The 14,825-nt window shown below is 27.6% G+C and carries 6 protein-coding genes; all 6 read left to right on the top strand.

Annotated elements, in window-relative coordinates; genetic code table 11:
- The first annotated feature begins 14 nt into the window (after positions 1–14).
- From BM120_RS03345 to BM120_RS03320, 6 genes are read left to right on the top strand one after another with little or no spacing between them, the layout of a single operon-like run.
- A complete protein-coding gene (locus BM120_RS03345; RefSeq protein ID WP_091993269.1) occupies positions 15–6,197 on the top strand; it encodes a non-ribosomal peptide synthetase in 6,183 nt (2,060 codons plus the stop codon).
- Between the two features lie 10 nt (positions 6,198–6,207).
- On the top strand, positions 6,208–7,626 hold the full coding sequence (locus tag BM120_RS03340) for a condensation domain-containing protein (protein ID WP_091993268.1): 1,419 nt from the start codon (positions 6,208–6,210) through the stop codon (positions 7,624–7,626).
- A gap of 17 nt (positions 7,627–7,643) precedes the next feature.
- Positions 7,644–8,660 (top strand): alpha/beta hydrolase family protein, encoded by a 1,017-nt coding sequence (locus tag BM120_RS03335; RefSeq protein WP_026624707.1) that lies wholly within the window; start codon positions 7,644–7,646, stop codon positions 8,658–8,660.
- 4 nt (positions 8,661–8,664) lie between these two features.
- The gene (locus BM120_RS03330; protein WP_026624708.1) at positions 8,665–8,934 is read left to right on the top strand and encodes an acyl carrier protein; all 270 of its coding nucleotides are present in this window, start codon (positions 8,665–8,667) and stop codon (positions 8,932–8,934) included.
- Complete coding sequence (locus tag BM120_RS03325; RefSeq protein ID WP_091993266.1) at positions 8,934–13,856, top strand: AMP-binding protein; 4,923 nt, start codon at positions 8,934–8,936, stop codon at positions 13,854–13,856. The genes BM120_RS03330 and BM120_RS03325 overlap by 1 nt, the downstream gene beginning before the upstream one ends.
- Complete coding sequence (locus BM120_RS03320; protein WP_091993265.1) at positions 13,849–14,817, top strand: Rossmann-fold NAD(P)-binding domain-containing protein; 969 nt, start codon at positions 13,849–13,851, stop codon at positions 14,815–14,817. Before BM120_RS03325 ends, BM120_RS03320 begins: the two co-directional genes overlap by 8 nt.
- The last annotated feature ends 8 nt before the right edge of the window (positions 14,818–14,825 follow it).

The raw sequence follows: 14,825 nt of genomic DNA, 5'->3' as shown, positions 1-14,825 counted from the left end.
AGGAGGATTTTGGAATGGAACTTAATACTATAAAGGAAAGAGCTAAAGAATTAGTAAAGGATTGGTTGGCAAGTATATTTGTAGAGAAAGTAGTTTCAGAAAATGAAAATTTAATTGAAAAGGGTTTAAGTTCCATTCAAGTCATGCAACTGTCTGGAAAATTAAAGAAAACGGGGATAAAAATTTCGTTTGCAAAACTTATGGAAGAACCGAATTTATCCAAGTGGTATGAACTTATTGATAAATCCAGAGTGAAAAGTGATAAGAATATAGAATCATCAATTATCCAAAGTGATGAAAGTAAGTTTGATTTAACAGATGTCCAGTACTCTTATTTAATCGGAAGAGAAGATGATCAGATTTTAGGTGGTGTGGGTTGCCATGCATATCTTGAAATAGATGGAGAAAATATTGATGAGGATAAGTTAAAAGAGGCTTGGAATAAGCTTCAATACAGACATCCCATGCTTAGAGCAAAATTTACGAAAGACGGGCATCAGGAAATATTACACAAACCGTACAGTGAAGAAATAGAAGTTTTTGATTTATCTGATCTTGATGAAGAAACGCTACATCTAAAATTAGTAGAAATAAGAGAACAAAAATCCCATAGAAAATTAAATGTAAATCAAGGTCAAGTTGCAGGAGTCGCACTGGCAAAATTTTTAGATGGGAAGTCAAGGATATTTTTTGATGTGGATTTGCTTGTGTCCGATGTAATGAGCATGAGTATTATGATTAAAGAATTAGCTGAACTTTACTCGGGAGTAGAACTTGATAATTTGAATGAGTATACGTTTAAGGATTATATGCAAAATAGAATCGGCGAATCAATCAATGATGCGGATAAGGAGTTTTGGCAACAAAAAATAAATTCCTTTGAAATAGAAAGACCGAATTTACCATTAAGAAAACAGCCGGAACAAATTAAAGAAACGAAGTTTACAAGAAGAAAGAGAATTATAAAAAAAGATGAATGGGAAACTATAAAAGATATAGCAGCATCGTATCAAAGCACACCATCTATGGTTCTTCTAACTGTTTATTCTCTTGTTCTTGAAAGATGGTGTAATCAGGATAAATTTTTTATAAATATACCGCTATTTAATAGAGATTTAGAAAATGAAAATCTAAAAGAAATGATTGCTGATTTTACAAATATTTTACTAGTAGAACATGAGATAAAAGATGATGCAAGATTTTTGGATACTTTAAAAAGAACAAATAAGACATTCTTGGAAAATGTATCTCATAGTGCGTATAGCGGAGTTCAGGTTCAAAGAGATATATCAAAAGATCAAGGTACAAGTGTAAATATAGCACCTGTGGTTTTTGCGTGCAATATAGATTATCCATTGGAAACTAAAATTTCAAGAAAAAATTTAGGGAAAGTATCTTATATGATTTCTCAAACACCTGGAGTTTGGCTTGATTTTCAAACATATATTGTAGACGGTAATTTAATTCTTTGTTGGGATAGTGTGGATGAACTTTTTCCGACAGGAATGTTAGAAGACATGATGGATTCTTTATATGAATTGATTATATCTTTAACGCAGAAGGAAGAATGGGAAAAGAAAGTAGACGTTTTGCCTGAAAAGCAAAAATCTATTAGAAAGCAGGATGTCGAGGGAATTTTACCACTTCAATATCCAAATGAAATATTATATGACGGATTTCTCAGAAATGTAAAACTCAATCCGGATAGAGTTGCTATTATAGATTCTGAAACGAAGGAACAGATAACATATCATAAACTTTATGAAATTTCATTAAAAGTTGCGGATTATTTAGGTAAAAATGGTGTTAAAAAGGGAGATTATGTAGGAGTAACACTTCCAAGAGGTAGTAGACAACTCTATGCTATTTTCGGAATTTTATTTACTGGTGCAGCATATGTATCAATTGGAATTACTCAGCCGAATGACAGAAGAACTAAAATTTATGATCAAATCGGAATAAAGCATATTGTAAGTAATGAAAAGACAATAATAGATTGTGGCTTAGATAAAAATAAAGTTAAAATTATTGATTTGGATGTGGCTGTGGCAAACGAATCTAAATTAGAACAGCCTGTTGAAATCAGCCCTTATGACAGTGCATATATTATTATGACATCTGGAACAACAGGTGTCCCTAAAGGTGTTGAGATTATGCATACAAGTGCTGTTAATACTTGTATTGATTTAAATGAAAAATATAATGTAAATTCTGAAGATACAATACTAATGGTATCTGCGATAGACTTTGATTTATCTGTTTATGATATCTTTGGAATACTTCGTGCTGGTGGGACAGTAGTTACAACTAATGAGGAAAATTATAGGGATCCTGATGAATGGTTAAAATTAGTCGATGAATATAAGGTTACAATATGGGATTCTGTGCCGATTTTATTTGATATGGTTGTTACTATGGCTGAGGGTAAAAATAGAAAATTACCTTTTAGAATTGTTATGCTTTCGGGAGATTGGATTGCTATAAATTTACCAGAAAGATTCTATAATATTAGTGAAAATATAAATTCTATTGTTGTCGCTATGGGTGGAGCCACAGAAGCATCTATTTGGTCAAACTATTTAAATGTGCCAAGAGAAATACCGAAAGATTGGATTTCCATTCCTTATGGTAGACCATTAAAAAATCAAGTGTATAGAGTTGTGGATGAGTTTTGTAGAATTTGTCCTAATTATGTTAAAGGCGAACTTCTTATCGGTGGAGTGGGTGTTGCTAAATGCTATCATGGTGACGAAGAATTAACGAATAAGAAGTATTTTGAGAAAGATAGGATAAGGTGGTATAGAACTGGGGATAATGGAAGAACCTGGAATGATAGAACTATTGAATTTTTAGGTAGGAAAGATAGTCAGACTAAAATTAAAGGGCATAGGATAGAGCTTGGTGAAATTGAAGAGGCAATAAGAAAATTTCCTAATGTAGATAATACTGTTGTTGATTATATTTCTGATAATAGTTTTAATAAAAGGTTGATTTCTTTTGTGAAACTAAAAGAAGACATCATTAACGATGATTACATTGGCATTGTGCAGGAATATAAGAATTTAGGAACTGATTTGAAAAAAGTAGTAGACATAGGAAAATTATCTATGAATTATGATGATTTTATTTATAGTCTTAATAGAATGTGTTTAAGATTTATAATTAATTGTTTTAAAGACATTGGGATAGATTTTTCATCTAATACTAATTTAGAAAAAGAAATACAGAATACATTATTTATATCTACTAAAGGTAAAAAAATTATTTCTAGTTGGATAGATATTTTGGAGAAATTTAATGTTTTAAAACTAGATGAAGATGGATACAGATGTAATAATTATGAAAATATATTTGTAAAAATAGAAAATGAACAATTAGAAAAAATAAATTCCTACTTTTTAAAAATGGTTCCTGATATCAAATATGTATTATCTGACGAAAAAAACCCATTGGAAGTTTTGCACTCAAGAAATTTTAGATTTTATGATATATTAAAAAATTTTGTTGGATATGATGAACTAAAGAAAAATATTTTACAAATAATAAAGCAGGTTAAGAAACAGTTTAAAGGAAGGCAGATTAGATTATTAGAATTAGGTACAAGAGATATAGAAATTACTTCCGATATAGTTAATGAGCTAGAGGGTAGTATAGCAAAATATGTATATGTAGATAATTCTGAGTTTTATAGAAATGACTTTAAAGAATTATTAGAAAAAGATTTTTTTGAATATGAAGTAGTAAAAGAAGAGATTGTTAAAAAATTTAGTGATAACAGTTTTGATATTGTTATTTCTATTAATTCACTTCATCGAAATAATCTTTTGAATTTTGGATTTGATATATCGAAAGTACTTACCTCTAGAGGTCTATTATTAATCACAGAGATTAAAAATACAAGCATATTTCAAGAAACTATCCTAGGAATGATTGATTTAACAAAGAATTACAATGATTCGAATGAAAAAATTGAACCTATTGTTACTATGGAACAGGTAACTGATATTTTAAATGATTTTAATTATGACATTATGTATTCGACAGAAAGAAACAATTTTGAATTTAGTGGAAACATGGTGATAGTTGCGCTAAATCAAAATAAGCAAATACTGAAAAAAGACCAGTTGAACGAATTTTTAAAGGAATTAATACCATCGTATATGATTCCAGATATATACTATACGATACAGGAATTTCCATTAAATAAAAATGGGAAAATAGATAGGAAAAAATTAAGAAATTTAAGTCGAAATTGTTCCAAAAGTAAAAAAAGTCTACAAGAACAAAACGAGGAATATAGTGATGTAGAAAGAAATTTATGTGAGATATGGTCAAATGTTTTATCTTATAGAAATGTTTTTAAGAAAGATAATTATTTTAATATAGGTGGAGATTCTCTAACTGCGACTGAGATAGCAGGAAAGATTAGTAGTTTGTATAATGTTAAGATTTCCGTAAAAGATATTTTTGAGAATCCGACAATAGAAAAATTATCTAATGTAGTAGAGAATAGGAAAAAACAGCATATTTATAGTGAAGGAATGAAAAATCAGATTATAGTGGATATAGATAATAGATATAAGCCTTTTCCACTGACTGATATACAGTTTGCCTATTGGATGGGAAAGAATGGGGGACATAATTTAAGTGATATATCTACTAATTGTTATTTTGAAGTAGAGTTGAAAAGTATAGAAATAGGAAAATTAGAAAAATCATTTAATGAATTAATAAAAAAACATGACATGATGAAGGCTATAATATTGAATGAAGGACAGCAACAAATACTGTCTAATGTTCCATACTATAAAATTCAAGTTTTCGATTTAAGTGATATTGAAGAAGATCGAATTTTGGATAAAATCAATACAATCAGAAATGAAATATATAATAAAATAATACAGTATGATAAATGGCCTTTATTTGAAGTTAGGGTAACTAAGCTAAAAAAAGATATTGTCAAACTACATGTTAGGTTTGAAAACATAATATTTGATGGCTGGAGTATGTTTTATGTGCTAAAGCAATGGCAAATGTTGTATGATGGAAAGTTAATTCCGGATACTGATATAAGCTATAGAGATTATGTTTTAGCCTTAGAAAAGCTAAAACATACAAAAAAATATATAGAGGATAAGGATTATTGGGAAGATAGAATCGAAAGTTTTCCAGAATATCCTAAACTGCCGTTAATGAATTATGAAGGCAATGTTAAAAAAGTAAGGTTTGTAAGAAAAGATTTTTGCTTATCTGAAAATAAATGGAATATTTTTAAGGAGATCTGTAAAAAATATGAAGTTACAACTGGTGCTGCACTTATTACTGCATATAGTGAAACACTTAAGAAATGGTCAAATAACAAACATTTTGCATTAAATATTACGAGATTTGATAGAGAGCAACTTCATAATGATATAAACGGTGTGATAGGTGATTTTACCACTTTAAACTTATTGGAAATCAAAGAAAAATGTGGAGAAAGTTTATATTCTAAAATAACTGATGTTCAGAATCAGTTACTAGATGATATCTCTCATTCACTATATAGTTCAATTGAATTTGAAAGAAAAATAAGGAAAAAAACCAATAATTATATCGAATCAGTAATGCCGATTGTATTCACTAGTGGAATTGGTATAGATGACAGTAGAGAAGAGAAGTGGATTGATAACCTAAGTTATAGTATTTCTCAATCATCTCAGGTTTGGTTAGATCATCAAGTGTTTGTTTTAAAAGGAGGATTATATTTATCTTGGGATTATATAGAAGAATTATTTGAAGAAAATACTATTTTAAAAATGTTTGATGATTATAAAAATATTATTGACTTAATGATTCAAAACGATAATTGGGATAATCTTTATGTCGATACTTTTGATTCAGATGAAGTTGAGATAGAAGTAATATCTTCGAATAAAAATGTAAAGAAGACCTTATATGAAAATGTGGATATTGTAGAAAAAAGCAAATTTCATGACATAGAATATAAGGTAATAAAATTATTTGAAAAAGTTTTATCAACAGAATGCATTAGTAATAATAGTAACTTTTTTATTGAAGGAGGAGATTCTCTTAAAGTTGTTAGATTAGTTAGACTATTAAATGAAAAATTTGATATTCAACTTAATATCAAAACTATTTTTGAGAAATCCACTCCTAGTGAGCTTGCTGAATTTATTTTTTCTATAAGGAAATAGGAGGTTGACATTGATATCAGATGTAGGTGTCTTAAAATATATAATTTATTTAAGAGAAAATAATATTAGATTATATCTAGATGATAAAAAAATAAAATATAAAGCTATGGATGGAACAAGCAATGAATTTATTTCTGAGTTTAGAGAATATATAGGGAAAAATAAAAACCAGTTTATAAAAGTATTAAAAAATATTAATGATGGGATAGAGTTAAGTTCTATTCAAAAATCATATATTTTGGGGATGGATACAGATTGTGAATTGGGTGGAACTAATTGTGCTTATTATATAGAATACAGCATAAACAATATAGACACAGTAAGACTTGAGAAAATAATAAATGAATTGATTTTTGAAAATGAAGGGTTAAGATGTTTTTTTGTTGATATTAATAAGTATGTAATTTTTGATACATTCGATAAGTATAAAATAAAAAAACTTGATAACAATCTTGATTACACTGAAATTAGAAATCTAATTTTTAATAAGAAGTATTCGTATTATGATTGGCCACTTTTTGATTTTTATGTACATAAAGATTCAAATATCGATGATAGATTGTATTTTATATTCAACTGTATAGTATTAGATGCTTGGAGTGCCAGCAATCTAATCAAGAAAATATTTGATAGATATTTTTTTGATATATACAAAAAGAGTGTAAGCACTGACTACAGTACCTATAAAAGAAAAGAAAGTTTATATTTAGATAATTTGGAAACGGAAGAATATCATAAGTATCTTTCGGATGGAATGAAAAAATATAGTATCCCAGAATTGAAATATAAAAGAGATTTTTCGGAAATAAAAAAAGTAACCTTTAAAAGAGTTGATTATGAATTTACTGTAAATGAAACTAAAGAAATATTTAGTAAACTTAAACTATTAGGATACACACCGACTATGTATATTGCGGCTTGCTACGCTAGATTTTTAGCTGAAGTTAGTGGTAAAGAAAGTTCTTCAATAATATTAACTATGAATGGAAGAAAAAATATTATTGAAAATGAAAATGATATAATTGGTGAATTTTCTAATATAGCAGTTTTGAATTATAAAAAAAGTGGAAATTTTTGTGATGATTTAAAAAATATTAGAAATTCTATTTTAGAAATATTAGAATTTATTGAACATGATGGAATGGAGTCATTTAAGTATATAAAACAAAATAAGCTAGGGCAAATAGTATCTCCTTTTGTTTTGACTAGTGTAATAGAAGAAGATACTACTATGGAGGGATTTGTTACAGAAAATTATTCTATTAGTAAAACACCTCAAGTGATAATAGATCATCATATTAGATTAATAAGAAATTCTATGGTTATTTCTTGGGATTATGTAGAAGAGCTATTTGAAAAAGAGTATATTGAAACGCTTTTCAATAACTATATAAAATTGTTACACAATATGAAATTAAATATTTTATAGAAGAAGGAGATAATGTGATGAAAAATACTTGTGTCGAAAAAATTGTTATAAATGGAGCTGAAAAAAATATAACAGGTCAATTTGAATATGATATTAAACATAAAAACATTAAAAAAAATATAGTCTTATTCATTCATGGCTCTGGAGAAAGTGACAAAGATGGAACAGTTTATTTTTCCAACAGGATTGTTTCTAAAAATTTCAAAATAATATCGGATGAGCTTTTAAGAAATGGTGTAAGCACATTTAGGTTTAATAAAAATTATGGTTATCAAATTGATAAAATAGTACAGGACGCTATTTGTGTAACGAAGTATTTAAAAAATAGGAATGATGTAGGTAAGATTTATATCTATGGTTGGAGTGAAGGAGTTAGAGTAATAGCTAATATTATTAAAGAGGTAGATGGGATAGATGGATTAATATTGCAATCAGGTGTTGCCAAAGGTTGGAATTCTTACTTCAAATATATATTAGAAGAGTTAGTTACTATGGAGTTAGAAAAAATAGATAGAGATAATGACGGCTTAGTGAATGTTTCTGATTTTGAAAGATACGAATTAAATTCTTCTTCTGTTTCTTTTGCATTTAATACAATGCTACTAAGGAAAGCGAGTGATGGAATATTAAAGTTTAACGATAGAATTGATACAAATTCAGATGGTGTAATAAACATAAAAAAAGATTGGGGGAACGTTGCAAAACAAATAGGAGATAATTCGTTAAACATTGCAAATTATGTGGAAAATTTTTTTCTCGATTCATGGAATGGAGATTTAGATATTTTTAGCAAGTTTGGTAAACCGGTATTTATATTACATGGAATTAATGATGGATGGATTAATCCAGTGGAGAGCGTGGAGTTTGCAAAGAAAATAAATAAAAATATAGATATAAAGCTATTCCCAGGATTGGGTCATTCTTTACAAAAAGTAAAGTCTCCACTTGAAGATATCGGTGGAGAAATTGACACTGAAGCTATTGAGAGTATATTGAAGTGGGTTATGTTGCAGATGAGAAAGGATATAGGTTAATTTTATGAAAAGTAAGAAAGATATAAAGGTGGAAAAAATTTGTGATATTTGGTGCGAAATTTTAAATGAAAATATCAATAAAGATGATAACTTATTAGAAAGAGGTTTAGATAGTCTTAATGCAACAAAGTTTATCTCAATATTGAATCAAAGGTATGCCATAAATATAAAACTTAAATCTGTGTTTTTATTTGTTACACCAATAGACTTTGTAGAAAAATGTTTAGACAAGATAGAATTAAATGACGATGATATTTTTGAAGGGGAAATCTAATGAAAATGGTTATAGATGATAATAGTACAAATATTAAGATGCATGATCTTACACCGATGCAGCATTCCTATTATATAGGCTCTCAAAATGACATAAAATGGGGAGGTGTAGATTGCCAAGGTTATTTAGAAATAGCTTTAGAAGACTGCGATACTGATAAATTTTTAAACTCATGGGAAATTTTAGTGAATAGACATGAGATGTTGAGAGCAAGCATTTTTAATGGTAGGTGTATAATAAATGGGTGTGATTATGTTGATAACATAGAGGTGATTGATCTTTCTGATTCTACAGACCATGATATTAAGAATAGACTTTCTATGATACGTGAAGAACTCAAAAATACAGATTATAAAGTTTTTAATAAATCTTTCAAAGGAATTCTAGTAAAAACAAAAAAATGCAGTGCATTGCATTTATCTATAAATTTATTATTTGTAGATTTTGGGAGTGTACAAATTTTATTTAAAGAGCTAAAAGCTTTATTATCCGGTGAATTATTGGATGAAAAACAAGGAGATTTCTTTGATTATCTAGATTTAGTTGGTAAGTATAGTGATAATAGAATATCAGAAGATAAAAAATATTGGAATGATAGAATAAATAATTTTCCATCATACCCTAAACTACCTAGGAGTGGAAGATTATCTCCAAAAACAAGCATAGGAAATGAGTTCAAACGTTATACTTTTTATCTAAATAGTTCTTGCTTAGAATCATTAAAAAGAAAGTCTATTAAACATGGTTTAACTCTTTCATCTGTTATTCTTTCCGCATATTCGTATATTATTAGTTTATGGAGTGAGAACAAAAAATTTTTATTAAACATACCGATACAAAATAGATTACCGGTACTAGATAGTAAAAATATTGTAGGAGAATTTACAGATGTCAATATACTTGAAGTAGATTTTGAACAAACAAAAAGCTTTTTGCAGTATTCTAGGTCTATTTTTGAACAGTTAATGGATGATTTAGATCATAGGAACTATTCTGGTATCGATGTTATTAGTGATTTAAAAAAATTAGCTAATAATACAGATTTTATATCCCCCTTTGTGTTTACGGGTGTTTTGCAGAACGATAGTAGAAGTCTGCATATTAAGTATGGAATAACAAAGACTCCTCAAGTATGGGTGGATTGTCAAATAGTCGAAGATGTTAGTGGATTGAATCCCGATAGAGCATTATCTATCAATTGGGATGTAAGGGAAGGGATTTTTGATGACAATCTGATTGATATTATGTTTTTGCGTTTTGAAAGATTTCTTACAGAAGCTGCTGGAGATTCATTTTTATGGGAAAATAATTTAGAAAAAAATATAATTTCGCTTGAAAAATTTTATAATAACCACAAAGATATTTCTATCAAAGGACGTATACAAGATAGATTTATTGAACAAGCAATAAAACACCCAGACAGAATAGCTGTAGTATACAGAGGTAAAGAGTATACATATCAAAAACTTTATTATGATGCCCTGAAAGTATCGGATTATATTATTAATAATTGTGTAAGTGATGAAGTTCCATATATAGGGCTTAAAATAGATAAAAATTATAATCAAATAGTTGGTATTTTAGGAATATTAATGAGTGGTTTTTCCTATTTACCAATTGATATTAGCCAGCCATATGAAAGACAACTAAAAATATTAAATAAAGCTAAAGTGAATTTTGTATTGGATGAAGATAGAATTAATGAAGTATTAAAAAAATATAGTTCATTTGATATTGTTGAAAATAAATATATGTCAGATATTGCGTATGTGATTTTTACTTCTGGAACAACAGGAACTCCTAAAGGTGTTGTAATGACACATAATGCTGTATTAAATACACTTGATGCCATAAATAATTTAATCAAACTTACCTCAAATGATAGAATATTGGCTATTTCAGAAGCCTCGTTTGATTTATCTGTTTTTAATATTTTTTCATTGTTAGGGGTCGGTGGTATGATTGTTATTCCAGATTCTGATAGAAAAAATGATCCATCTCATTGGAATGAATTAATAAAAAGATATGAAATTACATTGTGGAATTCAGTACCTGCACAGGCAGAGTTATTGGAGCATTTTTGTAGAGAAAGAGATGTTTTTCCTTCCCTAAGATTTAGTCTTTTATCTGGAGATGTTATTAAAGTAAAATTATCTGAAAAATTAATTAAAATTTTTCCTAATAGTAAGATCTTCAGTTTAGGAGGAGCAACAGAGGGAGGGATATGGTCTATCTATCATGAAATAAATCCTAAGGTTAGAGAATTACCTTCAATATTATATGGGAAACCTTTAGATGGGCAATCTGTGGTTATTATTGATAAACATTTAAATGAGTGTGAGATATATTCTGTTGGTCAAATAGCAATTGCAGGATACTCTCTAGCAGAAGGTTATTTGAATGATGAAACTATAACAAAGGAAAAATTTATTTACGATAGTGAGCGAAACTGGCGTTATTATTTAACTGGTGATTTAGGGAGATATCAAAAAAATGGCGAAATTGAATTTATAGGTCGCATGGATAATCAAATAAAAATAAATGGATATAGGATAGAAATATCTGAAATAGAAAGTGAACTTTTAAAGTCTAATACAGTGGAAAATTGCTTTGTTTTAAAGATAGATAATAAAATTATAGCTTTTATTATAGAAAAGAATTCAATAAAAAAGTATTTGGATGCATATAAAATAAATTATGACGATAAAAACATTAATTTGGAATATTTCAATAGATGCTTAACTGATGCAATATTAAAATCAGTATATGACAATTTGAAGAATCATGAAATTTTTTCAGTTAAATTGGAAAAATATTGGTCAATAGTAAACAAAACAGGTGTAACTAAAGAAAATCAGCCAATATTAGATAGGATGTTGCTATATTTAGAGAAACATGATTATATAAAAAAAATAGAAGATGCCTTTGTAGATAGGAATAAGATTGTGAGTAATGATTTATGGAATCAGTTATGTAAAGACTATAGTATTGTTGCTCCAAAATCTGTTACTAACTATATCAAAAAACATGCAGAAAATTTCTGTGAGTTGTTGTCAGGAAAAATGAATCCACTAGTGAATTTATTTCCAGGTGGAAATATAGATATTGCTGAAACTCTTTATAAACAGACTATTATCTCTAAATATATTAACAATATAATATCAGATGTAGTTTATTTGCATTTGAAAGATACTAGCTGTGCAAATATATTAGAGGTAGGCGGAGGTATAGGAGCCACAACTGACTTCATACTTAATAAATTTGCAGAAAATGAATATACACACTATAAATATCTATTTACAGATGTTTCGGCATTTTTTTTGAATAACATAAAACAAAAATATCCATATATAAATACTGGAATTTTTGATTTAAATAATGCAGATGATAAGATAAACAGCAATAAATTTGATGTTATAGTTGCAGTTGGAGTATTGAATAATGTCATTAATATTGACAATTCACTTTCTATTTTAAATGAGATGCTGTCGGATAGTGGTATTATTATAATTGCAGATCCAGTAGGTGAACATATAGAAATAGATATTTCACAGGCATTTATGATGCCAAATCATACTGACAAAAGAGCAAAAAGTGGTAATATTTTTTTCTCAGAAGAGGAATGGGAAGAAAGTATTAAATCTTGTAATTTAGATTTAATATTATCTATTCCAGACAAAAATTCAAATAATTTTTATTCGAATTTTGGACAAAAAATATTTGTTATGAGAAAAAATGATAATAGAAAACAGACTTATAAAGAGTTTTTAGCAGATAAGTTGCCTCAGTATATGATTCCAAGTGAATTTATATGTGTAGATATGTTACCTTTAACACAAAATGGAAAAATTGATAGAAAAAGATTAATAGATATCTATATGAAAACACAAGATTCATCCTTTAAACATGATTTTGGAAATGAGAATAAGTCTAATGATGCAGAAAGAAAATCTAAAGGAAATCATATGTTTAAATCACTGTTAAAAATATATATGGAGATAGGAGAAGTAGATAGCTTAACAGAGAAGGATAATTTAAGAGATATTGGATTTGATTCGTTGTTATTGTCGCAGGCAGCTGGAAAGATAATTAATTTATATGGAGATACTTATGATATTAAGTTTGATGAATTATTAAAAATATCTTTATCTGAATGTAATTTACAAGATATATACAATTATATATTGGATAAAAAAATAAAATCACATAATACAAGTGATAGTTTTTCGAGTGCAATAGTAAAAATATATAAAGATGTTGGAGCTATAGAGAGTTTGAACTTAGATGATGATTTAAGAAAATTAGGGTTTGATTCATTGATGTTATCTCAAGCAGCTGGAAAGATTATGGAATTATATGCTGAAGAATATGATATTAAATTTGATGAATTGTTAAGGGTATCCTTATCAGATGGAACAATTGATAAAATTATCCTGTATATTAAAAATGCAAAAAGAGGAAAAAATTTTAATCAGAATAATACTGAAGAAAATTGTAAGAATGAAAACTTTAAAACAAGTGGAGTTGTTATTTTTGAAGATATAAATTGTGAGTCATATTATGAGATAGTAGAAAAATTGGAATTAACAAAATTTGATTTTAAAAAAGTAAAAACATTCAAAGATCTATTTGAATTAGATGACTGCAAAGAGAAAGTTATATTGGTTTTTGGCAATGAATTCAATAAAATATTAAACTTTGCGAGTCAAAAAATTATAGATGGGAAGGCTTTCAAAAAAATTGTAGCTATATCTCCTAATTTAGATAACATATATGAGCCATATTTAGGTAAGATGGTTATCTATCATAAAAACAGTATAGAATTTATAGATAGAAATCCTAACTTTATTGACTGCGATTACAAATGCTATGACAATGCAGAACAATTGTTTAATTTAATAATGGAGGAGATTCATGAATGATAAAGTAATAGGGATTTTAGGTTCAAGTGGAAGAATTGGAAGCATTTTAATTCGGATATTACAAGAAAAAGGATACACTGTAAAATGTGGATATAACGAGAACTCGAATGTTAAAAATGAAAAAGGTCATTTTTTTGATGTTAGAGATGAAGAAAAAATAGATTTGTTTTGTAGAGATATTTCAATACTGGTAGGAACAGCAGGACCATCATCAGAATTAAGTGAATTTATGTATTATGCTGCATTAAGGAAAAATATATATTATATTGATCCAAGTGGAGGTAAGTTGCTTCATTTTAAAGATAAATCTGCTGCCAAAGTGATATTAAACACGGGATTTATTCCAGGATTACTTGGAGTGCTTTTAATGAATTTCATTGAAAAAATGAGTGAAATTCCTGATAAAATTGAAATAATTCATGGTGGAGAATACAATTTCTCTAATAGTTCAAAAAAAGATTTCATAAATGCGAAAAGCGAAAATTTTGACGGATATTTCATGAAGAATGTAAAAGGAGGTGAATTAAAGTATTCAGACCAACTGTATCCAAATTATATACCATCGGAATTAAAGGATTGCAAAATATTTCCATATATAATTAATGAAGTCGAATATATCGGAAAAAAATATAAAATAAAGGATATATGCTCCTATACAGCTTTGGGAGAGAATAGTTATAAAGATATTAATTTTAGGGATTCAGAATATGTTAATAAGGAATATTTTGAAAATGTTTCAATTTATATAAATTGTATATTAGACTGCTGTAGTAGAGGAGCTATTTTTTCTACTCCAAATCCTGATTATATAACAGCATATATAATATATACTGCAATAGAAGAGATTTTAGAAAGGGATTTACAAGTGGTCGGTATAAATAGATATTGTGATTTATTTTATAATAAAGGTATTTTTGACCTGTTGAATAAATTACCTATTGTTTCAAAACAAATAAATTAAATATAGAA

It is taken from the genome of Peptostreptococcus sp. D1, from assembly GCF_900112955.1.
Classification (GTDB): Bacteria; Bacillota; Clostridia; order Peptostreptococcales; family Peptostreptococcaceae; genus Peptostreptococcus.
Note: the sequence above shows the minus strand (reverse complement) of the source record. Positions and strands in the feature narration are given on the sequence as shown.